Source organism: Bradyrhizobium sp. NC92 (assembly GCF_025200865.1).
GTDB lineage: Bacteria > Pseudomonadota > Alphaproteobacteria > Rhizobiales > Xanthobacteraceae > Bradyrhizobium.
Window position 1 is genome coordinate 3920128 of sequence record NZ_CP104171.1, and the last position, 25826, is coordinate 3945953.

A 25826-nucleotide genomic window follows, 5' to 3' on the forward strand; every position below is an offset into this window, starting at 1 on the left:
TTGAATTTTAATCGTCGAAGGCTGGGGTATTGGCGCACCGGCTGCCTTGTAGGAAACGTTATCGAAATTCGGCGAGGCAGGGTTGTCCCGGATTGTTCTTTCAACCGACCTCTCTCCATTTAATCAGGACATAGTTAGGATCGATTCTGACGAAATAATCTAAGGAGGAAGCGAACCGGCACCCCGCGGCCGGACGCACATCCAGAGCGGCGCGGCATTTTTTTCTTGTTCCATGAACAGCATCGACGATGTGCCGAGGTCGGCACTCAAAACATTTCGCTTTTCAGACGTCGACGAATTTCGAAACGCCATACGCGGGCTGAACTTCGAATTCACCCCTTTTGTGCGGAAGATTTCGGCTGAGCAGACAATCCTTGCCTTGCCCGGCTGCGACGTGAATTTGACGCGCGCGTTTCCGCGGGTGGTTGACGCACAACTCGTGGAGAATTGCACTGCGATCGGCTTCACGATGGACGATCTCAACGTGCCGATTCGCTTCAACGGCTCGCAACGTGCGCGACCGGTCGTGGTCATTGGCAATGGCGGAGCGGCCTACACCACCATCGAGGAGGTGCAGCGGCAAATCGCCTCGGTGATTTTCCGGCCCGAGGTGAGGGATCGTGGTTGGCCGCTCACGCTCTCGAGCTTCAAGATCTTTGAAATCTCCACGGTCGGCTTGCAGCGGTTGCGCGGCGTGGTTCGCGAAGTGCTGGCCGAGGCGTCCGGCCCGGTCGAGGCGCAGGAGCTCTTGTTGAAGGGCGCGGCGATGAAGGAGTCCCTGCTCGGAGCCGTCGACGAGGCCTTTGCAGCGATCGTTGCGGCCCGCTGGACCCTGGGTCCCAACGACGGACGGAAATTCAAGATGTTCCAGGACATCCGCGCGCTGCTGTCTGAGGACCTGTCGGAGCCGATTTATAGCGATGAGATCGCGCGCAAGCTCGGGCTGTCCGTTCGCACCATGCACGACGTCGTTCGCCGCTATCGCGGCATGAGCCTGCACCGCTACTTGCGTCTGCACCGGCTGTGGCTGGTTCGCCGGCGCCTTATAGCCGGGGCCGACAGCGTCAAGGCGGTGGCGCTGGCGTATGGCTTCTGGCATCTCAGCGATTTCTCCAGAAGCTACCGCGACCAGTTCGGCGAGACGCCGTCGCAAACGCTGGACCGCGGTCGCAGAAGGTAGCGCGACAAATCGGGTAGGGCTGGGCGCCGGCTTCGTGCTACCGTTCGGCCATGAGCAATCGCATTCTCGTTCTCTACGGTTCCTACCGTTCCGACCGCATGGGCATCCGCCTTGCGAATTTCGTCATCAACCGGCTGCGCGGCCGCGGCGAGGACGTCGAGTTCATCGACGCCAAGGCGATCGGGCTGCCGATGCTGGACCGCATGTACAAGGAACATCCCAAGGGCTCGGCGCCGGAGGCGCTGGAGAAGCTGGCCGGGCAGATCCGCGACGCCAACGGATTCGTCTTCGTCACCGGCGAGTACAATTGGGGCATCCAGCCCGGCCTGAAGAACCTCACCGACCACTTCCTGGAGGAATGGTTTTGGCGCCCGGCCGCGATCGTGAGCTATTCGGCCGGCCGGCTGTCCGGCGCCCGCGCGGCGACGGCCTGGCACGGCACGCTCTCGGAGATGGGCATGGTGGTGGTGTCGAGCACCATCGGCGTCGGCCCGATCGCGCAGACGCTGTCGGAAGCCGGCGAACCGATCGGCGACGGCGGCAAGGCCCTGGAGCGCGCGTTCCCGCGCTTCGCCGACGATCTGGCCTGGTGGATCGAGGCGGCGAAAGCACAACGGGCGCGCAAGGCACCGCCGTATTGACGTCGCGCTACGCCGACCGGACCTCGCCGAGAAAGCGCTCGAACTGGCCGGCGAGATCGCGCGACTGGGTCGAGAGCTGCTCGGCTGCGCCCAGCACCTCTCTCGCGGCGGTGCCGGTATCGTCGGCGGCGCGCTGCACGCCGGAAATGTTGCTGTTGACCTCCTGCGTGCCGCGGGCGGCCTCCTGAACGCTGCGGGCGATCTCCTTGGTCGCCGAGCCCTGCTCCTCGATCGCCGCCGCGATCGCGGTGCCGATCTGGTCGATCTCGGCGATGACGTCGGCGACGTTGCGGATTGCCGCCACCGTCTCGTCGCTCGCGGACTGGATCGCGGTGATCTGCTCGGAGATCTCGGTCGTGGCCTTGGCGGTTTGGCCGGCCAGCGACTTGACTTCGGAGGCAACCACGGCAAAGCCGCGGCCGGCTTCGCCGGCACGGGCAGCCTCGATGGTCGCGTTCAGCGCAAGCAGGTTGGTCTGCTCGGCGATGCTCTGGATCAGCGTCACGACGTCGCCGATCTTCTGGGCGCCCTCGGCGAGCGTGCGCGCGGTGTCGCCGGTGCGGCGGGCATTGTCGACGGCACGGGCCGCGATCTCGGTGCTTTGCGCGACCTGACGCCCGATCTCCGCGATCGAGGAGGTCAGCTCTTCGGTGGCGCTCGCGACGGTCTGCACGTTGGTCGAGGTCTGCTCGGAGGCGGCGGCGACCACGGCGGCCTGGCTGTTGGTCTGCGCCGCCGTCGAGGTCATCGACTGCGCGGTGCTTTCCATCGCCGCCGAGGCTCGCGAGAGGCCGCCGACCAGCTCGGTGACCTTGGCCTCGAAGGCGCGGGTGAGATCGTCGAGCGCCTGGGCGCGGCGCATCTTGCCGTCGTTCTCGGCCTGCTTCTCGGCCGCGAGCCGGTCGGCCCGGATCATGTTGTCCTTGAAGATCTGAACGGCCGCGGCCATCGCGCCAATCTCGTCGGAGCGCTCGGCGCCGGGAATCTCTTCCGCAACCTCACCGTCGGCGAGCCGCGACATCCGCGTCGTCAGGCCGACGATCGGCGCGCAGACGCGGCGGCGAACCGTCACGATGAGGCCGGCGCTGGCCATCAGCACGGCGACAAGGCCGACGAGGGCGATCGTGAAGCTGGTGCGCGCGGCGGAGGAGGCCCCGGCGAGGATCTGCTCCGCGTTGTCGTAGAAGGCGTCGCGGACCTCGATGACGGTGGACAGGCCGCGCTGCGTGGCGGCGTAGTAGGTATCCACGTCGTGCTCGTACTTGCCGGTGACGGCGCCGTCCTTCGCCAGCTTGAGCTCGCGGCCGAACTCCTCGACATAGACCGAATTGAACTTCTCCAGCGCCGCGGCGACGTTGGCGGGCGTTGCCGGATTGCCGCGCAATTCCAGCAGCGCCATCACGAGCTGGTCGTTGCGGCCCTGCGAGCGGCTGATGTCGGCCTTCTCGGCATCGGTAGCCGGCTTCTTCCCGCCAACGAGATTCTTGTGCAGGCTCGAGTTGAAGCCGCCGACGTCGCGCAGCGTCATCGCGATATTGGCGTAGCTGGCCTGCCGGTAGGCGTCACCGTTCAGGATCGCCATGCGGCGGACCTGCTCGTTGAGCAGCGCGGTCACGCCGCCGTTGAGCACGGCATTGTCTGCGACGATCTTCTTGGCCGCGTCCTTGCGCGCCTCGGCGGGACCTGCCAGCGCCTTGTCGATGGCCTCGCGCAACGCGATGAACTTCGCGTTGATGCCGTCGATGTTGCTGCCGATCGTGGTGCCGTCGTCGAACGGGCCGGGCAGCTCCTTGCGCAGCGCGTTCATCTTGTCGCGGGCGCTGTCGGTCTGCTTGCGCAGCTTGTCCTGCTCGGCCAGCAGCGCGGGGTCGATGGCCGCAGGCCCGTACAGGATGTTGGTGGAATAGCCGCGCTCCGGATTGAGATAGCGCGGGATGTCGCTGACGGCACGGACGATCGCGAGCCGCCCCTGCGCCTCGGTGATCCGCTCCATCGTCTGGTATTTCGTCACGGCAACGTAGACGGCGAGGCCGCCCCCGACGGTCGAGAGCGAGACGATGGCGCTGGTCAGGAGCGTACCGATTTTCATGGTCAGTCCGGCAAATAACGGAGAATTATTTTGCCCGGACGATAGGGCGGCCATGTTAATCTGCGGTTTACGCTACCTGGCCGGCTCAGCCGGATGTCCGATCGAGCCTGGCAAGGATCTCCAGCGTGGCGCCGTCAGGCTCGCTTGCGAAATATCGGGCGAGCGCCTGATCGAAGACGGGCTCGTCGGATACCGCGCCGAACAGCGTCATCGACGAGCGGAATTTGGCGTCATCCGGCGCGCCGAGGATCGCGTTGATGGTCCGGCCCTCGACCGCGAGCACCAGCCTGGTGCATTCGATCAGCCGCCCGCCCAGGATGGGGTGGGTGAGATAGGCCTCGGCTTCAGTGCGCGAGCCGATGGCGTAGCGCTGCGACATGGCGCTAACGCCGAGACCTGCGATCTGGGGGAAGATGAACCACATCCAGTGAGTCTGCTTCCGGCCCCGGGCTAGCTCGCCCTGGACGTCGCGAAAAACCGGGTTTTGGGCGTGGACGAACCGTTCTAGGTCGAAAGTATCGGTCATCGGATACCCCCGAAGGTGTCTTACCGGCCCCGATTATGCCTAACTTTTGGCTCCCAATGTGGTAGCTGGTATAGAGTCTCCGGGTGGGTGGGTAAGCCCCCGGGGTCGATTTGGGGATCTGATGGTTTCCGACGCAGCACACGCCGAAAGGCTGTTGTCGCGCCGCCGTGTCGGGCGGGCTGAAAGGATTCTGCTGTCTCTGGCAGGGATCGCGCTGGCGCTCGGCGCCGCCGCGTGGGTCGCCGACATTAGCGATTCGACCCCGCTGGTCTCCGCCGCGTTGCCGCCGGCCAGTGCCCCCTCATTCGAGGACCGTTTCGCTTCGGCCTCCGCCGGCCCGTCGCCGCGCGAGCTCGGCCTGCGGGTGTTGGAGCGCTCGGCGGTGAATGCGGTCCAGCTCAAGCTGCGGGACGCCAAGGCGATGCTCGCCCAGAAGCTCCAGGGCGACGACTGGCGCTCGATGCTGACCGAGGACGACCGGTCCGCGGCCGAGGAGGCGAGGTCCTCGCAGCGCGCCGACGCCATCCCGATGCCGCGCGCGCGCCCGGTCCAGGCGGACTTCTCCGCCCAGATCGCCTCCAGCCAAGCCTATGCGGACACGAACCTCAGGGTCGACAACCGCAATTTCTTCGAAAAATTCACCGACAAGATCAGGCTGGCCTCGCTGACGCCCGGCGACGGCCTGTTCAGCAAGGCGCCGGATCTCGCCGCTCTCGGCTACGATTCGCGCACGGCGGTCTACGATATCTCGGCCAAGGCGGTTTACCTGCCGAGCGGCGTGGCGCTGGAAGCCCATTCCGGCCTGGGTGCGCTGATGGACGACCCTGAACATGTCGACCGGCGGATGGTCGGCGCGACGCCGCCGGCGACCTACGACCTCAAGCCGCGCGAAAAGCCATTCCACGGCGTCCGTGCGCTGCGCATGACCCCGGTCGAAGGTACCAGCGCGCTCGGCCGCGTCGGGCTGCTCACCCACAACTACTTGCTCGGGCCGCGCGGCGATTCCAACGGCTGCGTCTCGATCAAGGACTATGATCGGTTCATCAAGGCCTACGACAATGGCGAGTTCAACCGCCTGGTCGTGGTGCCAAACCTGCGCGGAGCGGCGACCGCCTCGCAGCGCGCGAGCACCGATTCCTGAAATTCGCCTGCGACGGCGGGGCTGCCGTTTCCCCTTCGTTAAGCCGTCCTCGTCCAGAAGCAGCCCATGAGTGATCCATCCAGTTCCGAAACCCCGCTGCGCACGACGTTCAAGATCAAGCTGAACGGCGACACGTTGGCGATCGCGACCGTCGGGCAGGCCTATCAATTCCTCACCAACTTCAAGTCGGTCGAGTGGATGGAATTTCGCTCGCTGCACGAGGATGCCGTCGCGGCCCTGGAAGGCGCTGCCGGTAACGCCATGCTGGCGGTGCAGGCAACCAACGCCGTGCGCGCGCTGTTCGTCAGCGCCAAGCTGCTGTGAAGCGAGCTACAGGCCGTTCTGTCGCATCTTGAACTCCGCTTTGGGAACGGGCAAACGGTCCGCGAAGGCCGTCGCCGTGCAGCCGCATGTTTGAAACTTACTTCAAGGGAGAGTCCTCATCATGAAACGCCGTACATTCCTGCAAGGCGGCGCGGTTGCCGGCGCGACGACGCTGGTTGCTGCGCCTGCGATCGCGCAGAGCGCGCCCGAGATCAAATGGCGCCTGACCTCGAGCTTCCCGAAGTCGCTCGACACCATCTACGGCACGGCGCAGACCTTTGCGAAATATGTTGCCGAGGCCACCGACAACAAATTCCAGATCCAGACTTTTGCCGCCGGCGAGATCGTCCCCGGCCTGCAGGCGCTGGATGCGGTCAGCACCGCCTCGGTGGAGATGGCGCAGACGCCGCTCTATTTCTACATCGGCAAGGAGCCCGCGCTGGCCTATGCCACCGGCGCGCCGTTCGGCATGAACCATCGCCACCAGGAATCGTGGTGGCATTTCGGCGGCGGCGCCGATCTCACCAACGAGGCGCTCAAGCCGTTCAAGGCGCACGCCATCCTCTGCGGCAATTCCGGCACCCAGATGGGCGGCTGGTTCCGCAAGGAGATCAAGACCGTCGACGACCTCAAGGGTCTCAAATTCCGCATCGCAGGCTTGGGCGGCCACGTGCTGGCAAGGCTCGGCGTCGTGCCGCAGCAGATCGCCGGTGGCGATGTGTATTCGGCCCTCGAGAAGGGCACGATCGATGCCGCCGAATTCGTCGGTCCCTATGACGACGAGAAGCTCGGTTTCCACAAGGTCGCCAAGTACTATTACTTTCCCGGCTGGTGGGAAGGCGGCGCGATGCTGCACATGGTCGTCAACGACGAGAAATGGGCCTCGCTGCCCAAGCACTATCAGGCGATCGTCAACCAGGCGGGCGCGGCGGCCGGGGCCTGGATGCTCGAAAAATACGACAGTGTGAATCCGGCGGCGCTCAAGCGCCTGCTCGCAGGCGGCGCGGAGCTGAAGGCGTTCCCGCAACCCGTGCTGGAGGCCTGCTACAACGCGACGCAGGACCATCTGAACGAGCTCGCCGCCAAGAGCGACCTGTTCAAGCGCACCAAGGACAGTCACGACGCGTATATGAAGGAGCTGTTGTTCTACACGCAGATCGCGGAGAATTTTTACGACAATTATCTGCTGAGCAAGATGCGCAACAAGAGCTGAGCGTACAGCTCTCGTAGGGTGGGCAAAGGCGCACTTGCGCCGTGCCCACCATCTTTCCGGGAATCGGAGAGAGGCGGTGGGCACGCTTCGCTTTGCCCACCCTACGGGACTACGAGATCTGAGCGAGCGGCCTACGCCGCGCCCAGGCCCAGCTTCGCGTAGATCCGCCGTGCATAGGCGCCGAACGCGTCCGTGGTCTTCAGCGGAAGGTCGCGCGGGAAGGGCAGGTCGATCGCGAAATAGTCGGCCATCTTCGCCGGGCCGGCGGTCAGCACGGCGCAATGCGACGACAGGAACACCGCCTCCTGGATCGAATGCGTGACGAAGATGATGGTCTTGCCGCTCTCGCGCCAGATCCGCAGCATCTCCAGATTCATCTGCTCGCGCGTCAGCGCGTCCAGGGCGCCGAACGGCTCGTCCATCAGGATCAGTTTTGGATCGTGAATGAAGGCACGCGCGATCGCGGTGCGCTGCTGCATGCCGCCGGACAGCTGCTGCGGATATTTCTGCTCGGAGCCGGCGAGCCCGACGAGGTTGAGCAGATCGCGCGCCCGCTCGCGCGCGGCCTTCATCGGCAGGCCGACGATCTCGGCCGGCAGCAGCACGTTGTCCAGAATCGTCCGCCACTTCAGCAGCAGCGCCTGTTGGAACACCATGCCGATGTCACGCGTCGGATCGAACGGGCTGTTGGCATTGCCTATCCTGACGCTGCCGCCGTCGGCGCCATGCAGGCCGGCCAGGATCTTCATCACCGTGGTCTTGCCGCAGCCGGACGGGCCGACCAACGAGACGAGTTCACCCTCAGCCACGTCCATCGTGACGTCGGAGACCGCCAGAAATTCGGCGCCGCCGCTCCGATAGACCTTGCGGACGCCTTGCAGGCTGATGAACGGGTCTGAGCTCATGCCAGCCATTTGTTCAAGTTGGCGGCGACGAACTGATCATCGCTGAGGTCGGCGTGCTCGCGTGTGACGCGGTCGATCTCCTCCTTCTGGCCTGGGCTGAGGCTCTCGTTCGGATCGAGGCACCACAGGCCCCGCATCAGGCCCTGGCGCCGCAAGACTTCGTGGCAGCCGGCGATGCAGCCGTGAAAATTGTTGGCCACATCGAAGAATGCGCTGTTGCAATCTGTGACGCGGGCATCGAGCGCGAGCAGGTCGGCGGGTACGCTGTCCTTGTGCCGCGCCGCCTTGCAGCGCTCGAACTGCTTGATCGCTTCGGCCGTCCAGACCGACCAGTGGCCGAGCAGGCCGCCCCTGAAATAGGTGCGGGTGGTCACGCCTTTGTCGCGAAGATCGAACGGCAGCACCAGGTCGAGCAGGATGTGATCGTCATTGCCGGTGTAGAGCGCGACGCGGTCGAGCGCGCTCGCCGCCGCGACGCCGCGCAGGACATCGAGCGTGCGGTAGCGGTTGAACGGCGCGATCTTGATGGCAATGACATTGTCGATCGAAGCAAAGCGTTGCCAGAACCGGCTCGACAGGATGACGCCGCCCACCGCCGGCTGGAGGTAGAAGCCGACCAGCGGGATTTCTGCGGCAACGGCCGTGCAATGCGCGATGATCTCGTCCTCGGAGGCGCTCTTCATCGCGGCGAGGCTGAGCAGGCCGGCGTGGTAACCGATATCGCGCGCGGTGCGGGCCTCGCTGACCGCCTGCTTTGTCGGACCCGCGAGGCCGGCGACCATCGCCAGCGGCCGCGTGGTCCAGTTCGCGGCGGTCTCGGCGGCGAGCTCGAGCACGGGACGGTAGAGGCCGACATCGCGGATCGCGAATTGCGTGGTGTGCACGCCGACCGCAAGGCCACCGGAGCCGGCGTCGATGTAATAGCGCGTCAGCGCGCGCTGGTGCGTCTTGTCGAGCTGGCGCTCGGCGGTCAGCGCGAGGGGATGTGCCGGCAGCACGGTGCCTTGGGCGATCAGCTTGCGGATTTCGCTGTTGATCTGGCTGTGGTGCATGATGTCCTATCCGAATTCGGGGCCGGCGACGGCGAACGGCGTTTCGTCCGCAGCGATGGTAGTGGGGCCGAACCGCATGCGCTGGAACGGGCGCTCGATGGTCCAGCCGGAGGCGGTCAAGCCGTCCAGCAACGCGGTTTGCGAGGCGACGGCATCGAGCAGCAGCGGGCCGGTCTCGGAGCGCATGATCGCCTCGACCAGAGCCAGAGCTGCTGCGGCATCGTCGGCCAATAGCGGGCCGATATGGCGGGCGGTGCGGCCGTCGCGGACCAGCGCAATGGCGCCATTCGCGGCGAGGATGCGCGAGCCCGGACGCTGGGCGAAGGCAGAGAGCAGGGCGGTTCGGTCGAAGCCGGTGGCCCGCCGGTCGCGCGCACAAAGCGCATCGAGTGTTGCGGATGACGATGGCGCCGCTTCGGCACGTCCGGGCCTCGCCAGCTTCAAGCGGCGCAATTGCAGCGTCGGCGTAAACCCGAGCGGTCCATAGACGGCGGCGCCGTCGGGCGTGGCATCGAGCCAGCTCGTCAGGCCGTTCTTGCGCGCGGTTTCCAGGCAGGCATCGACCAGGCGCGTTGCAAGGCCGCGGCGGCGGTGCGTGCCTGATACCAGCACCATGCTGACCCAGGCGTTGTTGCCGGAATAGGGCAGCAGTGCTGCGGTGGCGACCAATCGCGCGCCGTCGCGGATGCCGAACACGACACCATCACGCAGGAAGATGCGCCAGTCCTCTTCGGTCTGGTTCCACTGCGCTTCCGTCGAGAGCGCCAGGGCGGCGATCGCATCCTGGACGCCGAGCTTGAGGATGGGTGGAGCGTCAGTAGCGTCCATCGCGCACCTCGTATTTGGTGGGCTTGCCGAGGCTCGGCATGGCACGAGAGACCCAATCCGCGGTCCAGCCGATCAACTGCTCGGTGTCGACGACGGGCAGGCCGAACAGCTCGACCGCCTTTGATGTGTCGGTCAGCCACGCCGTCGGCTCCTCCTTGCCCGTCAGCACCGGCGCGCGGCCGAACCTTGCGCCGAATTTCTCGGCGAGATCGCGTACCGCCAGGATCTCGTGACCGCTGACATTGATCGGCGAGGTCGGCGTCGTGCAATAAGCGAGACAGCGCAGCGCCTGTGAGGACGCATCGCCCTGCCAGATGAAGTTGACGTGGCCCAGGCTGACATCGATCGGCGTGCCGGTCAGCACTCTTGTGGCGATATCGTGCAGCACGCCGTAGCGCATGTCGATCGCGTAATTGAGGCGGAACAGGCGGCCCGGCGTGCCGAACTTGCGGGAGAAATGTTCGAACATGCGCTCGCGGCCGACGCAGGACTGGGCGTATTCGCCGGGCGGGTTCGGTGCCATGTCCTCGGTCGAGCCCTGGCCGTCGACGGGAACGAACGGATAGATGCAGCCGGTCGAGAACGCGACGATGCGCGAGGACGGGAACGCCTGCGCGACCAGCGCCGGCACATGCGCGTTCATCGCCCAGGTCAGCGACAGATCGCCCTCGGCGCCGAACTTGCGGCCTGCCATGAAGACGATGTTCGGCGCCTTCGGCAGCGCCGCGATCGGCTTCTCGTCCATCAGGTCGCAATTGATGGTTTCGACCCCGCGCGCTTGCAGCCAATCCTTGACGCTCGCGTCGCTAAAGCGGGCGACGCCGATGATGCGGCGATCCGGCACGGCGGCTTTCGCGAGCCCCGCCAGCGTCGGACCCATCTTGCCGGCAACGCCGAGGATCATGATGTCGCCCTCGACCTTGGCGAGGTCGTCGATCAGCGCCTGGCTCGGCCGGCACAGGAGATCGTCGAGGGCTGCGACATCGGGGATGGTTTTCGGCAGCGTCTGGCGGGTCAAGATCATGGATTCGTCCTTGGTCTTCAGGTCTGTCTCGCATCGCCGACCACGAACATGCGTTCGAGGGCGAGCACGAGGCCGTAGAGAGCGACGCCGAGCAGCGTCAGCAGCACGACCGCCATCACCATCGCGGGCGTGTCGAGCGAGGACTGCACCTGGATCATGAGGTAGCCGAGCCCGCGCTCGGAGGCGATGAACTCGCCGACGATGGCGCCTGCGACCGCCAGGATGGCGCCGACCTTCATGCCGGAGAACACGTAAGGCAGCGATCCCGGCAGCTGGATCTTGCGGAACAGCGTCCAGCGCGAGCCGCGCAGCGATTTGACGAGGTCGAGCAGGTCGGGCTCGACCTCGCGCAGGCCGCGCGCGGTGGTGAGCAGGATCGGGAAAAAGCAGATGCTGAAGGCGATCAGGATGTTCGGCACAATGCCGTAGGAGAACCAGACGATGAAGAGCGGGCCGAGCGCGACCTTCGGAATCATGTTCAGCGTCACGAACAGCGGCAGCAGCACGAGGCTCAGCAACGGCGCCCAGCTGAAGATCACCGCGAGCGCCACGCCGACGAACGCACCCAGTGCGAAGCCGCCGAGGATCTCGATCGCCGTCACCAGCGTGTTGGCGCCCCAGGCATAGCCTGTGGTTCCCAATGTTTGGATCGTCGCGAGCGGGGAGGGCAGGATGAATTTGGGCACATGGAAGGCGTCGACCGCGACCTGCCACAGCACGAGCACGGCGAGGTGCACGATCAGGATGATCGCAAAGCTGCGCCAGCTGCGTGCGCTGTCTCCTGCCACCGACTGCTCCTGTTGTCGGCAGTCACCCTGCCGCCGGCTGCAAGCCTAGCCGTCCTCCAGGGAAGTTTCAACCAGTTGGTTGATTATGGCCGGAGCGACTGCAGCACGAGATCCGCGACATGCCGTCGCCGGGCGCGCCGTGCGCTGCGGCTCGACAGGTCCTTGCCGAAGATCGCCGACAGCGTCGGCGTGTTGGAGAAGAAGAAATAGCTGAGGCCCGCTATCGAGATATAGAGCTGGATGGGGTCGATCCCCTTGCGGAACACGCCCACGCGGACCCCTTCGTGGAGGATGTGCGAAACACTCTTCACGAGCGGTGAGTGCATCGCCTCCAGCCGGGTCGAGCCGCGGACGTGGCGGGCGCCGCCGCGGTTCTCGTCGTTCAAAAGCACGATGAAATCAGGGTTCGCCGCCAGGTGATCGAACGAAGCTTCGATCAGCTTGCGGATCGCCTTCTCCGGCGCCAGACCCTCGAGATTGAGTCTGCGCTCCTGCGCGCGGATGTCCTCATAGACCCATTCGAGCACCGAGAGGTACAGCGCGTCCTTGTCGCCGAAATAATGATAGACGAGCTGCTTGTTGACGCCGGCGCGCTCGGCGATCTCGTCGACGCGGGCGCCCGCAAATCCGTGCCGGGCGAATTCCTGGCGCGCCGCGGTCAGCAGCTTCTTGCGGGTGGCGACGGGGTCGCGGCGCTGCGGCACGGTGTCGCCAGATCGTTTTGCGGGCATTTCCAACCAAACAGTTGACAAGTGAAGGGCGGGCTTGTTGCATTGGTATCCTCACAAGGGGAGAGCGACAAGCCGGGTCGCGGCAACGAGGAGAGATGCGATGAAGCGTTTGCAGGCGGCGGGCTCTGCCCTGATGTTGGCCTTGGGGCTCGGTGTGTCGGTCGCGCCCGCGCATGCGGGAGAAGCCGTCAATCTGATCCTGAACTGGACGCCGACGGCCGACCACTCGCCCTATTATTTTGCCAAGGCGCAGGGCTGGTACGAGAAGGCCGGCATCGACCTCACCATCGAGACCGGCAAGGGCTCCGGCGTCTCCGCCGCCAAGGTCGGTTCGGGCGGCTCGCCGTTCGGCGTCGCCGATCTCGCCACCATGCTGGTGGCCAAGAGCAAGGGCGCCGACGCCGTTGCGGTGATGAGCGTCTATGCCAATACCGGCCAGACCTTCTATTGGCTGAAGAGCTACGGCGTGAACGGCGTGAAGGATTTTGCCGGGCACAAGATCGGCAATCCGCCGGGCGATGCCTCGCGCGTGATGTGGCCGGCCTTCGCCAAGGCCGCAGGCCTTGCGCCCGACTCCGTCGGCTTCGTCAATGTCGGACCGACCGCGAAGATCGCAGCGCTGAAGAGCCATACGGTGGACATCATCAGCGACTTCTACAACGAGCACGACCTCAAGGTCATCGAGTTCGGGCCCGATCTCGGCTACGTCAACTGGAAGGACATTGGGCTCAACCCTTATGGTAATTCGCTGATCGTCAACGGCGCTTACTTGCAGAAGAACCCGAAGGTCGTCGAAGACTTCGTGCGCGTCACGCAGAAGGCCTTTGCAGCCTGTGTCGCCGACGTCGCGCCATGCCTGAAGGCGCTGCTCGATCAGGTCTCGGGTCTCGACAAGGAGAATCAGGAGCGCCAGTGGGAGCGCATCAAGTTCCTGATGACCGACGAGTTCACCACGAGCAAGGGGCTCGGCTGGATCGACGGCGAGCGGATGAAGAAGGACTATGAGCTGGTCCAGACCTATCTCGGCATGGAGAAGCCGTTCGACGTGACGACGGCGTTCACGACCAGGATGCTGGACCAGAGCATCAAGATGGACGCGAGCAAGGTGAAGAAGTAGGGCGTTTGCCCATGGACGGAGTCATGCCCCGGCTTGACCGGGGCATCCAGTACGCCGCAGCCCATCGATTCAATCACAACGGTCTCGGAGTACTGGATCGCCCGGTCAAGCCGGGCGATGACGGCTGTGCTGGGGGGGAGCGCGCTCCTAATACCGTGAGCCCCGCGGAGAAATTAACCCGCCGTTAACCATATCCGCCGCATCGTTAACCATTCAATAACAGGGAACGAGTCGGCCGCCATGGAGGCTGCAGCAAAGGTCCAACGTCAAATGGTGCGCCTGCGGGGGCGCTCCTATGTGGCTTTCGTGTTCACGCCGACGGTTCCGGTCCAGGACTGGCTGCACGAGATTGATGCCACGATTGCGCGCTCGCCCGGCTTCTTCGCCGGCCGGCCCGTGGTGATCGACCTGTCCTCGGTCGATCTCAGCCAAGCCGGCATCGGCCATCTCCTCACCAGCCTCCAGGACCGCAATATCCGTGTGCTCGGCATCGAGGGCGTGGAGGAGGGCCGGCTGACGCCGGCGATGCCGCCGCTGCTGTCGGGCGGACGTAGCTGCGTGGTCGAGCCGAGCGCGCCGAAGAAGGCCGACGTGAAGGCCGAGACCAAGCCGACCTCCCTGCTGCTCGATAGCCCCGTGCGCTCGGGCCAGACCGTGATCTTCCCGGACGGCGACGTCACCATCCTCGGCTCGGTCGGCTCCGGCGCCGAGGTCGTCGCCGGCGGCTCCATCCACGTCTACGGCGCGCTGCGCGGCCGCGCCATGGCCGGCGTCAACGGACACACCAGCGCGCGCATCTACTGCCAGAAGATCGAGGCCGAACTGCTTGCAATCGACGGGTTTTACCAGACTGCGGACGACATCGACGCCGCCTTGCGCGGCAAGCCGGCGCAGGCCTGGCTGCAGGGGAATACCATGCGAATTACAGCACTGAACTGACCAGCAAAGGAGACATTTCAGATGAGTAAGGTACTGGTCGTGACATCAGGCAAGGGCGGGGTCGGCAAGACCACGACGACCGCCGCGCTGGGAGCTGCCTTGGCGCAGCGCGGCGACAAGGTCGTCGTCGTCGATTTCGACGTCGGCCTGCGCAACCTCGATCTCGTGATGGGGGCCGAACGCCGCGTCGTGTTCGATCTCATCAACGTCGTGCAGGGCGTCGCCAAACTCCCGCAGGCGCTGATCAAGGACAAGCGGCTGGAGAATTTATGGCTGCTGCCGGCTTCCCAAACCCGCGATAAGGACGCGCTGACGGAAGAGGGCGTCGGCAAGGTCATCGCCGAGTTGCGCAGCCGGTTCGACTGGGTGATCTGCGACAGCCCGGCCGGCATCGAGCGCGGCGCCTCCATGGCGATGCGCTTTGCCGACGAGGCCGTGATCGTCACCAATCCGGAAGTCTCCTCGGTGCGCGATTCCGACCGCATCATCGGCATGCTCGATTCCAAGACGGTGCGGGCCGAGAAGGGCGAGCGCGTCGAGAAGCACATCCTGATCACCCGCTACGATCCCTCGCGCGCCGCGCGCGGCGAGATGCTGACCATCGATGACATCCTGGAGATCCTTGCCACGCCCTTGCTCGGCATCATCCCCGAGAGCCAGGACGTCTTGAAGGCCTCCAACGTCGGCACGCCCGTGACTCTGTCGAATGCCGATGGAGCGCCGGCACGAGCCTATATGGACGCGGCCAAGCGCCTCTGCGGCGAGAACGTGACGATGCACGTTCCTGCCGAGCGCAGAGGATTTATGGACCGCCTGCTGCGACGGAGGGCTGCATGAGCATGGGTCTGCTTCGACTTCTCCGCGGCAAGAAGGCCTCGGCACCCGTCGCGCGCGAACGGCTGCAGATCCTGCTTGCCCATGAACGCGGAATGCGCGGCCAGCCCGATCTGCTCGGTGTGCTGCGTGAGGAAATTCTCGCCGTCGTGTCCAAGCATGTGACGCTGGACCCGACCAAGGTCATCGTCCGGCTCGAGCGCGGCGACGAGGTCTCGACCCTCGAGGTCGATATTGAGGTGCCCAACGACATCGAGCGGAAAAAGGTGGCGGTCGCGTAGGGACGCGGCCGCAGCCTCCCGTCTTGGGGTGGGTGAGAAGGCGGTCCGCCGGGCATGGCGGGCCGCCTTTGTCTTGCCGCTCGCATCGATGGGACGGAACGCGCCCCGCGCCTCGACCGTTGTAACAACCCGCGGCAGCGTTGCACCGCGGCCGGTCAGACGGGAGAGCGCCCATGATGTCCGAGGTCCAGGTCCATACCGTTGCCAGGCAGATGCTCGAAAAGCACGGCTTTGCTGCGATCGCGAAGGCCGCGGAGCAGGCCCAGGCCTGCGAGGGCCGCGGCGAGGCCGACGAGGCGAGGGAATGGCGTCACATCGTGGACGCCATGAAGATCATGCGCGGCCCGCATCAGAGCTGACATTCGAACGCGCGAACGTCTTCAACGCTCCTCGCGATCGGCGCCTTGCTGCGACGTGCGATTTTGTGTCTGTGGCTGCGCGCGCTCGCGCGATTCCCTGCAGGGCAGCGGTTCCCACGTGCCGTCCGGCGCCTGCTGATAGGCACTGCAGGACGGCGAGGTGGACTTTTCCCCGCCCTTCTCGGCGTCGGAATTCCTCGCCAGGGCGGGCGCAGTCAGCACCGCGGCGGCTGCAATCGCGCCGGCGAAAACGAAATGGATATTCCGCATGAGGACCTCCTGTTCGAATTCGGAAAGAGGCCGCATGCTTTCGAGCATTGTGACGTTTTTGGGCCGCGGCAGAGGTTCCGTCGCGGCGTGCTTAACGCGGCAATGCCGGGGCGCTAGCCGCCCTTGCTCCGGATCAGGCCGGCGAGATTGGTCTTCTGGGCTTCGCACCAGCCGGACATGCCGAGGCGGCGCTGGTCCATGTCGGTCGCCTGGGTCGCAACCGCGACTTCCGCCATCAGATCGTCGTCCTGCTTCTCGCCCATCTTGCCGCCGGTGTGCATCCAGGCGATCGCCTTGCGCACCTTCTCGGTGGTGCCGTCGGGCAGTTGCATCTGCTGCGCCCTCTGCACGAGGTCCTGATAGACGAGATCGGTGTTGGGGCACTCGACCTTGGCGGCGAAGGCCTGCAACACCATCGTCACATAGGTCGCCCGCGGTGGCGCCTCGCCCGCGAGGGCCGGCGCGGCCAACAGCAACAGGGCCGTCATCAGAAAACCGGTGCGCATCCTTGGGACCTCCTCCGTTTTCCCGAGAGGCTAGCGTCCGGCGCGCCGCTCCGCAATGGTGCGCAGTGCGATTGTCGTCCGTCGGGGCGGTGGGCTAACCTGCTGCTTCCCAGCATCGGAGCGCGACATGAGCCTGTTCAGCACGCCGTTCGATCCCGCACGCGACACCGCGCTCGTCACCGGCGCGGGCAATGGCATCGGCCGCGCCATCGCGCTCGGCCTGGTCGGCGAGGGCGTCCGCACCGTGTTCGCGGATGTGAGCGCGGAGCGGGTGCGCGCCGCGATCGGCGCGAGCGAGAGGCCTGGTCTCGCCGTGCCCTGGGTCGGCGATCTCGCCAGCCTCGAGGCCTGCGATGAGCTGCTGACGGCCGCACACGCCGCGCTCGGCGAGGTCACGCATTTCGTCCACAGCGCCTCGCCGCCGCGACGCGAGGCCGATCATGCGCTCGCGGTCGATCGCAAGACCTGGCAGGAGATGCATGCCGTCAATCTCGATGCCGGCTTTCACCTCGCTCGCGCGCTGGCAAAGCGGCTGATCGCGGCGAAGCGACCGGGTTCGTTCCTGTTTCTGACGTCGCTGCATGCGGGCACGCCGCGCAACCTGGCGCATTATTCGACGGCAAAGGCCGCCATGGCGATGCTGGTGAAGGAGCTGGCCAAGACGCTCGGACGTTACGACATCCGCGTCAACGCACTGGTGCCGGGCGCGATCGCAGCCGGCGGGTTCGTCGCCGATCCCGCGCTGGCGCGGCACATTCCGCTCGGGCGGCTCGGCGAGGCCATTGACCTCGCACCGATGGCGCTCACGGTGCTGTCGAACAAGCTGTCCGCTTACGTCACCGGCGCAGCCTTCGTCGTCGACGGTGGATTGTCGCTGACGAACTGGTTCGAGGCGCCGGCGCTGGATTAGCCTAGCGCTGCCAAGCCGGCACGGGATCGAGCGGCGTGCGATACAGCTCGTTGTGATCGCGATCGGTGACGCGCACCGCGCAGCCCTTCTGCTGCAGCTCCGGCTTCACCTGCGACAGCTCGCAAGCCAATTGATCGGCGCGATCGGAGGCAACCTCGATGTCTTCGAGGATGATTCCACCCTGGTTCTTGAACTCTTCACCAACCACGAGATCGAAATAGTAGTAGGGCATCCGAATTCCCCGGTGTGACGATCTGAGCTTCAGTGCAAGTCTCAACGCATGTCGGATGATACCACTGAGTCGATATCTATCGAACGAACAGAGCGCGCAATCTCTGAGCTTATGGCGCAGAAATGATGTGCAGTGTGCAGGGTCGTTAGGAATTTATTAAATATGCCTGCGCAATCATTAAGGCATGGAATTGCAGCAGAACCGGGCTCCGGGAACCGGGAGCTGCAAGAGAAGGCCGCCGGCATAGATCCCGACGGCCTTTTCTCTTGAGCGTGAGATCGCTTCCCGTAATTCCCCGGAGTTAACGCATCGCATCGACTCGGACAGCGTACGCGAGCGCACGACAGCGAGGCCGCGGCGTTGCTCTAAAGCGCGATGCGATGAATCGTCATCGCGCCTCAGGTTAGTGTTTGAGCATGATCTCTTCGGAAAACCGCTACGCGCTTTGCGCTAACGCGGCCCTTCGGGTCCGGATCATGCTCTAACGCAGCGGCATCGGCGGGCGCACGATCGGTCCGTCGTCATCGGCAACGGCTTGCGTCGTCGTGGTCGGCGCAGCTGACGGCGGCGCGGCAGCGGCCTGCGATGCCGGCGGCGGAGGTGCGAGCGGCGAGGGCGAAGAGGCCGGCATGTAGGTCCGCGTCACAGGCGGCTTGGGCTTGCGAACCGGCGGCGCGACAGGTTGCGGCGGCAGTGCAGCTGCGCGTGCGCGCGGATCGACCGGCGGCCGCGCTTCGGTGACCGGCTTCGGTGCAGGAGGCCTGGCCATCTCACGCGCCATCTGCTCCTGTCCGGCCTTCAACTCGGCGATGTTGGCCTTGAGCTGCTCGATCTGCTGCGCCATCGCGGCGAGATCGCGTGTCATCGATTGCACCTGCGCTGCATCGACAGGCTGTGTCGCTGCAGGCGCGGCCGCAGCAAGCTGAGCCGCGGGCGGGGTCGCAGCTTGATCCGCCGTTTGGTTGGGTGTGGCTTCGGCTGCGGGCGGCGCAGCCTCGGCGGCGGCGACCGGCGCGCTTTGCTGCGGTGTCGCAGACAGCAACGAGGTGGTCGGGAGCAGCGAGGTCAGCGCCGGCGTCCATTCGGCCAGCAACTGCTTTGCCGTGTCGCCGTGCTTCTCCCAAGCGACGCTGGCGGCCACGCTGGCGCCGGCAAGCAGGAACGTGACGAACGCGCCGCGCAGCCATTTGCGGACCGTGGATCGCTTCTTCATCACGGGACCATCGCTGGACGTGACGCGGACAGCCGTGTCGATCGACGGGGCCGCGGCGGATTTTCCGTAGACGACGTTGATGGTGGGCTCGGGGGCGCGCGCGGGCTCCAGCGTGAATTTCGGCATGAGCTTGGGCTCCGGGGCAAACTTGGGCTCCGGACGCCGCGCGATCTCCGGCGCCAGCGCAGGCGACACGCTGGTGGGGCGTGAGGCGAGCACGATCTCGGGCGAGATCTGGACCGCGTCGTGCGGATCGTTGTCCTTGACCGTGTCCTTCACGATCTCATCGACGATTTGCTTGGCGTTCAGCGTCGCGAGCATCGCAGCTCCTTTGAAGCGCAGTGTTCGAGGTTTAAGTCATCCGCATTGGCGCGGGGCTGATCCGAGGTGAGCCCATGCCGGTCCCCATGACGCACGAGTCCAGCCGGGTTTGACCAAAGCAAGGCGAGGGGATGGAGATGATGCGACAGTCTTCCGCCCTTTGTGGTGATGGAACCCAATTTGCCGAACACGCGCATGTGTTCCCGCACCGCCTTGTTTTCAGCATGATTTTGGCAATATCTGGCGCTGCTGGGGGCGCTGTTGTTCCGCTATTGGGGGGCCGGCGGTGCCAAGATCTCTACTCGTTTTGTTCGTCGCAGCCCTGTTGCCGCTGGGCGGCTGCATGCAGACGACACTTTCGCCATCGACGGATGCGAGCATGACACCGCGCGACCGTCAGTTGCTCGCGCACGCGCCTTACGCGAAGGCGAACGTGCCCGAGCAATATCTGCGTCACATCGTCGATTACCACCGCAAGGAGCAGCCGGGCACGATCCTGGTCGATACCGACGCGCGCTATCTCTATTACGTCCTGCCCGAGGGCAAGGCGATCCGCTACGGCGTTGCCGTCGGCGAGGAAGCCATGGCGTTCTCCGGCGTGGCGCGGGTCGGTCGCTTGGCGGAATGGCCGGACTGGGTTCCGACCGCGGATATCCAGGCGCGACTCGGCCCGTATCCGGCGCGCGTTCCCGGCGGTCCCGCCAATCCGCTGGGCGCGCGGGGCATCTATCTCTTTGTCGGCAACAAGGACACGCTCTATCGCATCCACGGCACCAACCAACCCGAATATATCGGGCAGGCGATCTCGTCCGGCTGCATCCGGATGCGTAACGAGGACGTCATCGATCTCTACGACCGGGTGAAGCTCAATTCGATGGTCGTGGTGCTGCCGCCGGGGCAGAGCGCGCAGGCCGAGGCGGGTGGACGCTGGCGGGGGTAAGGCCGCCCGACCGGCCGGATCGCGTTCTCGTGGATTGTTTGTGCGCGGCTACTCAGGCCGGGCGACCCGCCATTGCAGCGTCGTGGCGTTGCCGTTGGCGTCGCCCGGCGCCTTGTCGGCGGGCGAGGTATAGAGCGGGCGATACCGGTACGCCCACATCTTGCTGCCGTCGTTGCGGCTGATCACGGTGAAATCGCCGACGGCCTTGGCGTCTGCGGTTGCTGGCAGCGGGACCCAGCTCTCGGTGCACTTGCCGTTGCAGTTCGACGTCTTTCCGGTGGTGTCGCGCTCGTAATAGTAGAGCGTCATACCCTTGAGATCGACGAGCTTGGGACCTTGCTTGGTCAGGACCACCTTCGCCGGCGCAGTCGTCGCCTCGGGCTTCGGCGGCGCGGCATCGCCGCCGCCATGGCCGTTGGCGAGCGCGTGACCGGTCGAGAGCGCGATGGCCGCGGCTACAACGAGGAACCTGAACATCCGAAACTCCGCCCCGCAAAGTTAATCGCGCGTTAAGCGCCCAATGCGCGCCGACGTTAGCAGCCGAAGGTTAGTTCCTGGTTTCGTGCGCTGCGACAATTACGGACATGGCCGGAGATCAGACTTGCGCATCGCGCAGCGGCGCGCGGCTGAGCTCGTTGCCGGCGGCGATGGCCTTGCGCAGCAGCCGCATCAGCTCCTCGCCCTCTTTCGCGCTGAGGCCGCGCAGCATGATACGCTGCGCAGATTCAACGGCCGGGGTGATCTTGCGCAGCGTGCGCCGGCCCTCGTCGGTGATCTCGAGCTCGCGCGCGCGGCGGTCGCGGCTGGACGGACGACGCTCCACGAGGCCCTTCTGGACGAGGCGATCGATCACGCCGGTGATGGTGGTGCGATCGTAGGCGATCAATCCGGCGAGCGTCACCTGGTCGAGCCCCGGATTGGCCTTGATGGTCGCAAGCGCGGCGTACTGCACCGGCGTGAGATCGAATCCGGCGTCCTCGACCTCGGCCAGGAACACCGCGACCGCGATCTGCTGAAAGCGGCGCGCCAGATGGCCGGGCATGTCGTTGTTGTCTTTCACCGAAATCTCCTCTGCGGGCAGGGGCGCCGCGGGTCGTTGACAAGCATACTGATAGTCAGCATACTGAGCAATATTCAAGCAGAAACTGGCGGGAGAGGTGCTCATGCAATTCCATCTCAATGGATTTCAGCCGGGCGACCCTGAAATCGCCGATCCTGCCGCGCGCGTTCAGGCATCGGGGGCGGAGGGCGCCGTGCCTGGCGAGGTCGATGTCCTCATCGTCGGCTGCGGGCCGGCGGGCCTGACGCTCGCCGCCCAGCTCGCGCAATTCGCTGACGTCAAGACCTGCATCGTCGAGCAGAAGCCGGACCGCCTGCTGGTCGGCCAGGCCGACGGCATCGCCTGTCGCACCATGGAGATGTTCCACGCCTATGGCTTCGGCGAGCGCGTGCTGAAGGAGGCCTATTGGGTCAACGAGACGACGTTCTGGAAGCCCGATGAAGGGACGCCGGAGAACATCGTCCGCAGCGGCCGGGTGCAGGACGTCGAGGACGGGCTGTCGGAATTCCCGCACCTCATCCTGAACCAGGCGCGCGTCCATGACTGCTTTCTCGACGTCATGCGCAAATCGCCGGCGAAGCTCGCGCCGTATTACAGCCGACGTGTGCTTGATCTGAATGTCGATCCGGCCGCCGCTGCCGACAATCATGCCGTGACCGTGCGCCTCGAACGCGTCGATGCCGCAAACGAGGGCAATGTCGAGACGATCAAGGCCCGCTACGTCGTCGGCTGCGACGGCGCCCGCAGCACGGTGCGCAAATCGATCGGTCGCGAGCTGCACGGGGATTCCGCCAACCACGCCTGGGGCGTGATGGACGTGCTGGCCGTGACCGATTTTCCGGACATCCGCTTCAAGTCGCTGATCCAGTCGGCGAAGGACGGCAGCCTGCTGATCATTCCGCGCGAAGGCGGCTACATGGTCCGCATCTATGTCGAGCTCGCCAAGCTCGATGCCGGCGAACGCGTTGCCAATCGCAACATCACGGCCGACGACGTGATCGCGAAAGCGCAGCGGATCCTGAAGCCGCATCGGCTCGAGGTGAAGGAAATCGCCTGGTGGTCGGTCTACGAGATCGGCCAGCGCCTCACCGACAAGTTCGATGACGTGCCGGAAGGCGAGGTCGCTGCGCGCCTGCCGCGCATCTTCATCGCCGGCGATGCCTGCCACACCCACAGCCCGAAGGCGGGGCAGGGCATGAACGTCTCGATGCAGGATGCCTTCAATCTCGGCTGGAAGCTCGCGGCCGTGCTGCGGAGGCAGTGTGCGCCGAGCCTCTTGCATTCCTACTCGGCCGAGCGCCAGGCGGTCGCGAAGGAGCTGATCGATTTCGATCGCGAGTGGGCGGGGATCCTCGCCTCCGCCGCCAAGGCCGGCGGCGCCGATGCCGCCAAGACGCAGGACTATTTCGTCCGGCACGGACGCTACACGGCGGGTACGGCAACGCATTACAGGCCCTCGGTGCTGACAGGCGCGGCCACGCATCAGCATCTCGCGCAGGGCTTTATCGTCGGCAAGCGCTTCCATTCCGCGCCGGTGATCCGGCTGGCGGACGCCAAGCCGGTGCATCTCGGCCACGCGGCGCAGGCCGACGGACGCTTCCGCATCTACGCATTCTCGCCCGCTGAGAACCCGGTTGCGTCGGGCTCGGCCACTCGCGCCTTGTGCAATTTCCTCGCGGAGTCCCGGAAATCACCGATCCGTCGGTATACTCCTGTTGGAGCCGACATCGACAGCGTGATCGATTTGCGCTCGGTGTTTCAGCAGGACCATCGCGAGCTTGCCATCGAGGCGATGCCGGCGATGTTGCTCCCGAGCAAAGGCCGTTACGGCTTGCACGATTACGAGAAGATGTTCTGCCCTGACCTCAAGAGCGGCCACGACGTTTTCACGATGCGCGGCATCGATCGGACGGCCGGCTGCATGGTCGTGGTGCGGCCCGACCAGTATGTCGCAACCGTGCTGCGGCTCGACGATTTTGCCGGGCTCGCTTCCTTCTTCGACGCCTTCATGCTGCCGGTGGAGTGACGCCGAAAGCGCCGTGCCGATGAACGATGGATGAATATTGAACTTCGCGCGTTCGCGCGTTCTCAATCTTTCTGCTGATGCGATGATGACGGGCGGAACGCTCGTTCCGCCTGCGCGTTCCGTCGAAAGAGGAGGAACACGCCATGAAATTCAGAAGCGTTCTGGTTGCCGCATTGCTACTCGTCCCGACAGCCGCGCTGGCCGCGCCGGGCATAGTGACCATCTCGACCGGCTTGCGGGCCGGGCCGGGCACGGGCTTTCCCCTGGTCGATCGCATCCCCGGAGGCGCCCGCGTCAACATCCATGGCTGCCTGCGCGGCAAGGCCTGGTGCGACGTCAGCTTCTCCGACGATCGCGGCTGGGTGTCGTCGCAATATCTCGAATATCTCTACCGCAATCGCTACGTCTATCTCCCCGACTATGTCGACGAGATCGACGTGCCCGTCGTGCCGTTCGTGCTGACCTCGTACTGGTCGAGCTACTATGCGGGACGGCCCTGGTACCGCCGCCACGCTTATTGGAATAATTACTGGAGCTCGCACGAGCGCTTTGCGACGCGGCTGACGCTCGATCCGCGCGCAGCCCGCATCGGTCGCGCGGCGACGCGCGATGCGGCGGTCGCACTCGAGCGCAGCGGCGTGCGCGGCAAGGGCGAGGCCGCCATCTCCGGACGTGACGCCGTCACCGCGCGGCCGGACGCTGCGATCGCAAAACGCGATGCTGCGATCGGAAAGCGCGACGGCGCGATCGCAAGGCGCGACGCTGCGATCGGAAAGCCCGACGCTGCGATCGCGAAGCGCGACGCTGCGATCGCCAAGCGCGACGCTGCGATCGCCAAGCGCGACGCTGGAGTAGCAACCGACCGGACGCGCGCCGGCAGCAGCGAGCGCATCGCGCACGAGCGGGTCAATGCGCAGAGCCGCAATCCGCGCGATGCACAGGCGCGCATGATGCACGAGCAGGCTGCAGGCCGTGCTGCCGTCCGCACCCAGCCGATGCCGCGCGCGCATGAAGCACCGCGCGTGTCGGCCGCGCCGGCCGCGCGGCCCTCGATGCCGCATGCGGCGCAGCCGAGCGTCAGCCATGGTTCGCCGATGAACGCGCATGCGCAGACGCCGGCGCCGCGTGCCGCTGCGCCTGCCATGCCGCACGGCGGTGGCGGCGCTCCGCGCGTCAATGCCGCGCCGCATGGCGGCGGTGCACCGGCGGGCGGGCCCGGCGCGCACCAGAAGCGCTAGCTCCCACGAAAGCCCGGCCCTCGTGCCGGGCTCTCCGCTTGCGCGCCCTCCGGTTCCGTGCGCGTACAATTTAAGAAAGTTCTTCGCGGGCAGATTTCATCGATCGTAAGATGTCTATCCAAAGCTGTAAGCATCCACTCGGGGCAGCGGGGCACCGGAGGATGACGATGAGACAGAACCAAGCGGAGACGCGCCGTCAGCAAAATGTCGCGAAGCGGTCGATGACCAAGGAGGCCAAGCAGCTGGCCGGCTTGATTGCCGGACTGCGCGAATCCCTCGAGGAGATCCACAAGGAGCGGGCGGGTGCCAAGCTCTCGGGCGCAGAAATGGGACTACTCGATGAGCGTCGCAACAATCTGCTGCTCACCATCGCAGCCCTCAATGACCGCCTCTCGGCGGTGCAGGGCCTGATCAATCTCGGCCGCCCTCATATTATCCGCGTGCACTAGCGCCGATCCGAGGTCACGAGATCGGCTCTGTTGCGACGGCACGGGGCCGGCCACAGGCCTCGTGGACGGCACCAAATTGCCACGCTCCCGGCGAATTGCCGCCAAAGCCCGCTGCCACGAGAAGGCCGGGTGCAGGGCGACGCAAGGGGATGCGAATTGGCCTACAAGATGGTCGCAGAACGCGACAACGAGAAGTACAGTTTCGCCCGCGAAAGCCGGTTGCTCATCGTGGCGAAGGCGAAAGTGTGGGCGAGCGAAGGATGGCGGGTGGTCATCACCGACCAGGATGGCAAGGCCTACGCGCCGCCCGAATTCGATCAGCTGTCCGCAGCGTGATGGTGAGGCGGGGCCTGACTGCGCCTCTGCTCATTCTAACGGCCGCCATGCTGCCGGCGACGGCCGCCGTCGCGCAAAATCTGGATGCCGGCAAGTCGCCCGCGAAGCTGTTCGCCGAAGGCTGCGCGACCTGCCACCGCAGCCCGCGCGGCCTGGCCAAGGGACGCTTCAGCCTGACGCTGTCCTGGTTTCTGAGGGATCATTACGTGACCAGCTCCGATTCGGCGAAAGCGCTCGCCGCTTACCTGGCATCGGTTGATGAGCCGCCGCCCCGGGGGGCGGCCAAGCCCGGTGCCAAGGCGCCCCGGTCCGCCCCGCGTCCGCCCACGCCCGCTCAGAGCCGGTAACCGCGC

The 25826-nt window shown here is 65.5% G+C and carries 31 protein-coding genes; 17 read left to right on the forward strand and 14 right to left on the reverse strand.

The window, feature by feature from the left end:
* Positions 1-232 precede the first annotated feature (232 nt).
* Entirely contained in the window at positions 233-1180 is a 948-nt protein-coding gene (locus N2602_RS18265; RefSeq protein WP_260383474.1) for an AraC family transcriptional regulator, read from the forward strand.
* 50 nt (positions 1181-1230) lie between these two features.
* The gene (locus N2602_RS18270; RefSeq protein ID WP_260383475.1) at positions 1231-1821 is read left to right on the forward strand and encodes an NADPH-dependent FMN reductase; all 591 of its coding nucleotides are present in this window, start codon (positions 1231-1233) and stop codon (positions 1819-1821) included.
* A 7-nt stretch (positions 1822-1828) separates the two neighbouring features.
* Here N2602_RS18270 and N2602_RS18275 read toward each other — a convergent pair whose 3' ends face one another.
* On the reverse strand, positions 1829-3910 hold the full coding sequence (locus tag N2602_RS18275; protein WP_260383476.1) for a methyl-accepting chemotaxis protein: 2082 nt from the start codon (positions 3908-3910) through the stop codon (positions 1829-1831).
* A gap of 85 nt (positions 3911-3995) precedes the next feature.
* Positions 3996-4436: a DUF1810 domain-containing protein gene (locus N2602_RS18280; RefSeq protein WP_260383477.1), complete on the reverse strand. Its 441-nt coding sequence runs from the start codon at positions 4434-4436 to the stop codon at positions 3996-3998.
* Positions 4437-4626: 190 nt separating this feature from the next.
* Between N2602_RS18280 and N2602_RS18285 the strand changes: the two genes are divergently transcribed.
* From N2602_RS18285 to N2602_RS18295, 3 genes are all read left to right on the forward strand, one after another.
* The gene (locus N2602_RS18285) at positions 4627-5577 is read left to right on the forward strand and encodes a DUF2778 domain-containing protein (RefSeq protein ID WP_260383678.1); all 951 of its coding nucleotides are present in this window, start codon (positions 4627-4629) and stop codon (positions 5575-5577) included.
* A gap of 66 nt (positions 5578-5643) precedes the next feature.
* Positions 5644-5901 (forward strand): hypothetical protein, encoded by a 258-nt coding sequence (locus N2602_RS18290; RefSeq protein ID WP_024338019.1) that lies wholly within the window; start codon positions 5644-5646, stop codon positions 5899-5901.
* A 121-nt stretch (positions 5902-6022) separates the two neighbouring features.
* Positions 6023-7114 carry a TRAP transporter substrate-binding protein gene (locus N2602_RS18295; protein WP_260383478.1) on the forward strand — a complete coding sequence of 364 codons (1092 nt, stop codon included), beginning with the start codon at positions 6023-6025 and terminating at the stop codon, positions 7112-7114.
* A gap of 131 nt (positions 7115-7245) precedes the next feature.
* On the opposite strand, the gene N2602_RS18300 is transcribed toward N2602_RS18295, so the two are convergent.
* From N2602_RS18300 to N2602_RS18325, 6 genes are all read right to left on the reverse strand, one after another.
* The gene (locus tag N2602_RS18300; protein ID WP_260383479.1) at positions 7246-8028 is read right to left on the reverse strand and encodes an ABC transporter ATP-binding protein; all 783 of its coding nucleotides are present in this window, start codon (positions 8026-8028) and stop codon (positions 7246-7248) included.
* Positions 8016-9071, reverse strand: a complete 1056-nt coding sequence (locus N2602_RS18305) for a dihydrodipicolinate synthase family protein (RefSeq protein ID WP_260383480.1) — start codon at positions 9069-9071, stop codon at positions 8016-8018. Before N2602_RS18305 ends, N2602_RS18300 begins: the two co-directional genes overlap by 13 nt.
* Positions 9072-9077: 6 nt before the next feature.
* Complete coding sequence (locus N2602_RS18310) at positions 9078-9899, reverse strand: GNAT family N-acetyltransferase (RefSeq protein ID WP_260383481.1); 822 nt, start codon at positions 9897-9899, stop codon at positions 9078-9080.
* A complete protein-coding gene (locus N2602_RS18315; RefSeq protein ID WP_260383482.1) occupies positions 9886-10923 on the reverse strand; it encodes an NAD(P)-dependent oxidoreductase in 1038 nt (345 codons plus the stop codon). The genes N2602_RS18310 and N2602_RS18315 overlap by 14 nt, the downstream gene beginning before the upstream one ends.
* Before the next feature lie 17 nt (positions 10924-10940).
* Positions 10941-11711 carry an ABC transporter permease gene (locus tag N2602_RS18320; protein ID WP_172788541.1) on the reverse strand — a complete coding sequence of 257 codons (771 nt, stop codon included), beginning with the start codon at positions 11709-11711 and terminating at the stop codon, positions 10941-10943.
* A gap of 83 nt (positions 11712-11794) precedes the next feature.
* Entirely contained in the window at positions 11795-12442 is a 648-nt protein-coding gene (locus N2602_RS18325) for a TetR/AcrR family transcriptional regulator (protein ID WP_260383483.1), read from the reverse strand.
* A 100-nt stretch (positions 12443-12542) separates the two neighbouring features.
* On the opposite strand from N2602_RS18325, the gene N2602_RS18330 reads away from it, so the two are divergent.
* The 5 genes from N2602_RS18330 to N2602_RS18350 all read left to right on the forward strand — a co-directional run bounded on the left by N2602_RS18330 (position 12543) and on the right by N2602_RS18350 (position 15972).
* Positions 12543-13559, forward strand: a complete 1017-nt coding sequence (locus N2602_RS18330; protein ID WP_260383484.1) for an ABC transporter substrate-binding protein — start codon at positions 12543-12545, stop codon at positions 13557-13559.
* A 240-nt stretch (positions 13560-13799) separates the two neighbouring features.
* Complete coding sequence (minC, locus tag N2602_RS18335) at positions 13800-14498, forward strand: septum site-determining protein MinC (protein ID WP_212258463.1); 699 nt, start codon at positions 13800-13802, stop codon at positions 14496-14498.
* A gap of 21 nt (positions 14499-14519) precedes the next feature.
* Positions 14520-15335: a septum site-determining protein MinD gene (gene minD / locus N2602_RS18340; RefSeq protein ID WP_036022837.1), complete on the forward strand. Its 816-nt coding sequence runs from the start codon at positions 14520-14522 to the stop codon at positions 15333-15335.
* Positions 15332-15613 carry a cell division topological specificity factor MinE gene (minE, locus tag N2602_RS18345; RefSeq protein ID WP_172788545.1) on the forward strand — a complete coding sequence of 94 codons (282 nt, stop codon included), beginning with the start codon at positions 15332-15334 and terminating at the stop codon, positions 15611-15613. The genes minD and minE overlap by 4 nt, the downstream gene beginning before the upstream one ends.
* A 173-nt stretch (positions 15614-15786) precedes the next feature.
* Positions 15787-15972: a hypothetical protein gene (locus N2602_RS18350; RefSeq protein ID WP_172788546.1), complete on the forward strand. Its 186-nt coding sequence runs from the start codon at positions 15787-15789 to the stop codon at positions 15970-15972.
* A 21-nt stretch (positions 15973-15993) separates the two neighbouring features.
* On the opposite strand, the gene N2602_RS18355 is transcribed toward N2602_RS18350, so the two are convergent.
* Entirely contained in the window at positions 15994-16242 is a 249-nt protein-coding gene (locus tag N2602_RS18355; RefSeq protein ID WP_260383485.1) for a hypothetical protein, read from the reverse strand.
* A 113-nt stretch (positions 16243-16355) separates the two neighbouring features.
* On the reverse strand, positions 16356-16748 hold the full coding sequence (locus tag N2602_RS18360) for a hypothetical protein (protein WP_212258465.1): 393 nt from the start codon (positions 16746-16748) through the stop codon (positions 16356-16358).
* Positions 16749-16875: 127 nt separating this feature from the next.
* On the opposite strand from N2602_RS18360, the gene N2602_RS18365 reads away from it, so the two are divergent.
* Positions 16876-17658 carry an SDR family NAD(P)-dependent oxidoreductase gene (locus tag N2602_RS18365; RefSeq protein WP_260383486.1) on the forward strand — a complete coding sequence of 261 codons (783 nt, stop codon included), beginning with the start codon at positions 16876-16878 and terminating at the stop codon, positions 17656-17658.
* Position 17659: 1 nt separating this feature from the next.
* Here the strand turns inward: N2602_RS18365 and N2602_RS18370 are convergent, their stop codons facing one another.
* On the reverse strand, positions 17660-17890 hold the full coding sequence (locus N2602_RS18370) for a DUF6894 family protein (protein WP_025035960.1): 231 nt from the start codon (positions 17888-17890) through the stop codon (positions 17660-17662).
* A gap of 481 nt (positions 17891-18371) precedes the next feature.
* The gene (locus N2602_RS18375; RefSeq protein ID WP_260383487.1) at positions 18372-19424 is read right to left on the reverse strand and encodes a septum formation initiator family protein; all 1053 of its coding nucleotides are present in this window, start codon (positions 19422-19424) and stop codon (positions 18372-18374) included.
* Positions 19425-19767: 343 nt separating this feature from the next.
* Here N2602_RS18375 and N2602_RS18380 point away from each other — a divergent pair, with 343 nt between their 5' ends.
* On the forward strand, positions 19768-20364 hold the full coding sequence (locus N2602_RS18380) for a L,D-transpeptidase (RefSeq protein WP_172788550.1): 597 nt from the start codon (positions 19768-19770) through the stop codon (positions 20362-20364).
* Between the two features lie 48 nt (positions 20365-20412).
* Here N2602_RS18380 and N2602_RS18385 read toward each other — a convergent pair whose 3' ends face one another.
* Complete coding sequence (locus N2602_RS18385; RefSeq protein ID WP_260383488.1) at positions 20413-20841, reverse strand: hypothetical protein; 429 nt, start codon at positions 20839-20841, stop codon at positions 20413-20415.
* A 118-nt stretch (positions 20842-20959) separates the two neighbouring features.
* Positions 20960-21424: a MarR family winged helix-turn-helix transcriptional regulator gene (locus N2602_RS18390; protein WP_260383489.1), complete on the reverse strand. Its 465-nt coding sequence runs from the start codon at positions 21422-21424 to the stop codon at positions 20960-20962.
* Positions 21425-21527: 103 nt separating this feature from the next.
* On the opposite strand from N2602_RS18390, the gene N2602_RS18395 reads away from it, so the two are divergent.
* The 5 genes from N2602_RS18395 to N2602_RS18415 all read left to right on the forward strand — a co-directional run bounded on the left by N2602_RS18395 (position 21528) and on the right by N2602_RS18415 (position 25820).
* On the forward strand, positions 21528-23450 hold the full coding sequence (locus N2602_RS18395; RefSeq protein WP_260383490.1) for an FAD-binding monooxygenase: 1923 nt from the start codon (positions 21528-21530) through the stop codon (positions 23448-23450).
* 143 nt (positions 23451-23593) lie between these two features.
* Positions 23594-24688, forward strand: a complete 1095-nt coding sequence (locus tag N2602_RS18400) for an SH3 domain-containing protein (RefSeq protein ID WP_212258469.1) — start codon at positions 23594-23596, stop codon at positions 24686-24688.
* A gap of 167 nt (positions 24689-24855) precedes the next feature.
* Entirely contained in the window at positions 24856-25137 is a 282-nt protein-coding gene (locus N2602_RS18405) for a hypothetical protein (RefSeq protein ID WP_172788569.1), read from the forward strand.
* A gap of 129 nt (positions 25138-25266) precedes the next feature.
* Positions 25267-25473, forward strand: coding sequence for a hypothetical protein (locus N2602_RS18410; RefSeq protein ID WP_018322958.1), 207 nt, complete (start codon positions 25267-25269; stop codon positions 25471-25473).
* A gap of 47 nt (positions 25474-25520) precedes the next feature.
* Positions 25521-25820 (forward strand): hypothetical protein, encoded by a 300-nt coding sequence (locus N2602_RS18415; protein WP_246571638.1) that lies wholly within the window; start codon positions 25521-25523, stop codon positions 25818-25820.
* The last annotated feature ends 6 nt before the right edge of the window (positions 25821-25826 follow it).

Coding starts and splice junctions, on each gene's coding strand:
- N2602_RS18275 (WP_260383476.1), bottom strand. CDS start 3,910: ATGAAAATCGGTACGCTCCTGACCAGCGCCATCGTCTCGCTCTCGACC.
- N2602_RS18330 (WP_260383484.1), top strand. CDS start 12,543: ATGAAGCGTTTGCAGGCGGCGGGCTCTGCCCTGATGTTGGCCTTGGGG.
- N2602_RS18405 (WP_172788569.1), top strand. CDS start 24,856: ATGAGACAGAACCAAGCGGAGACGCGCCGTCAGCAAAATGTCGCGAAG.
- N2602_RS18265 (WP_260383474.1), top strand. CDS start 233: ATGAACAGCATCGACGATGTGCCGAGGTCGGCACTCAAAACATTTCGC.
- minD (WP_036022837.1), top strand. CDS start 14,520: ATGAGTAAGGTACTGGTCGTGACATCAGGCAAGGGCGGGGTCGGCAAG.
- N2602_RS18310 (WP_260383481.1), bottom strand. CDS start 9,899: ATGGACGCTACTGACGCTCCACCCATCCTCAAGCTCGGCGTCCAGGAT.
- minC (WP_212258463.1), top strand. CDS start 13,800: ATGGAGGCTGCAGCAAAGGTCCAACGTCAAATGGTGCGCCTGCGGGGG.
- N2602_RS18280 (WP_260383477.1), bottom strand. CDS start 4,436: ATGACCGATACTTTCGACCTAGAACGGTTCGTCCACGCCCAAAACCCG.
- N2602_RS18360 (WP_212258465.1), bottom strand. CDS start 16,748: ATGCGCACCGGTTTTCTGATGACGGCCCTGTTGCTGTTGGCCGCGCCG.
- N2602_RS18385 (WP_260383488.1), bottom strand. CDS start 20,841: ATGTTCAGGTTCCTCGTTGTAGCCGCGGCCATCGCGCTCTCGACCGGT.
- N2602_RS18300 (WP_260383479.1), bottom strand. CDS start 8,028: ATGGCTGGCATGAGCTCAGACCCGTTCATCAGCCTGCAAGGCGTCCGC.
- N2602_RS18315 (WP_260383482.1), bottom strand. CDS start 10,923: ATGATCTTGACCCGCCAGACGCTGCCGAAAACCATCCCCGATGTCGCA.
- N2602_RS18380 (WP_172788550.1), top strand. CDS start 19,768: ATGCAGACGACACTTTCGCCATCGACGGATGCGAGCATGACACCGCGC.
- N2602_RS18365 (WP_260383486.1), top strand. CDS start 16,876: ATGAGCCTGTTCAGCACGCCGTTCGATCCCGCACGCGACACCGCGCTC.
- N2602_RS18290 (WP_024338019.1), top strand. CDS start 5,644: ATGAGTGATCCATCCAGTTCCGAAACCCCGCTGCGCACGACGTTCAAG.
- N2602_RS18370 (WP_025035960.1), bottom strand. CDS start 17,890: ATGCCCTACTACTATTTCGATCTCGTGGTTGGTGAAGAGTTCAAGAAC.
- N2602_RS18355 (WP_260383485.1), bottom strand. CDS start 16,242: ATGCGGAATATCCATTTCGTTTTCGCCGGCGCGATTGCAGCCGCCGCG.
- N2602_RS18325 (WP_260383483.1), bottom strand. CDS start 12,442: ATGCCCGCAAAACGATCTGGCGACACCGTGCCGCAGCGCCGCGACCCC.
- N2602_RS18270 (WP_260383475.1), top strand. CDS start 1,231: ATGAGCAATCGCATTCTCGTTCTCTACGGTTCCTACCGTTCCGACCGC.
- N2602_RS18305 (WP_260383480.1), bottom strand. CDS start 9,071: ATGCACCACAGCCAGATCAACAGCGAAATCCGCAAGCTGATCGCCCAA.
- N2602_RS18295 (WP_260383478.1), top strand. CDS start 6,023: ATGAAACGCCGTACATTCCTGCAAGGCGGCGCGGTTGCCGGCGCGACG.
- N2602_RS18400 (WP_212258469.1), top strand. CDS start 23,594: ATGAAATTCAGAAGCGTTCTGGTTGCCGCATTGCTACTCGTCCCGACA.
- N2602_RS18375 (WP_260383487.1), bottom strand. CDS start 19,424: ATGCTCGCGACGCTGAACGCCAAGCAAATCGTCGATGAGATCGTGAAG.
- N2602_RS18350 (WP_172788546.1), top strand. CDS start 15,787: ATGATGTCCGAGGTCCAGGTCCATACCGTTGCCAGGCAGATGCTCGAA.
- minE (WP_172788545.1), top strand. CDS start 15,332: ATGAGCATGGGTCTGCTTCGACTTCTCCGCGGCAAGAAGGCCTCGGCA.
- N2602_RS18395 (WP_260383490.1), top strand. CDS start 21,528: ATGCAATTCCATCTCAATGGATTTCAGCCGGGCGACCCTGAAATCGCC.
- N2602_RS18415 (WP_246571638.1), top strand. CDS start 25,521: ATGCTGCCGGCGACGGCCGCCGTCGCGCAAAATCTGGATGCCGGCAAG.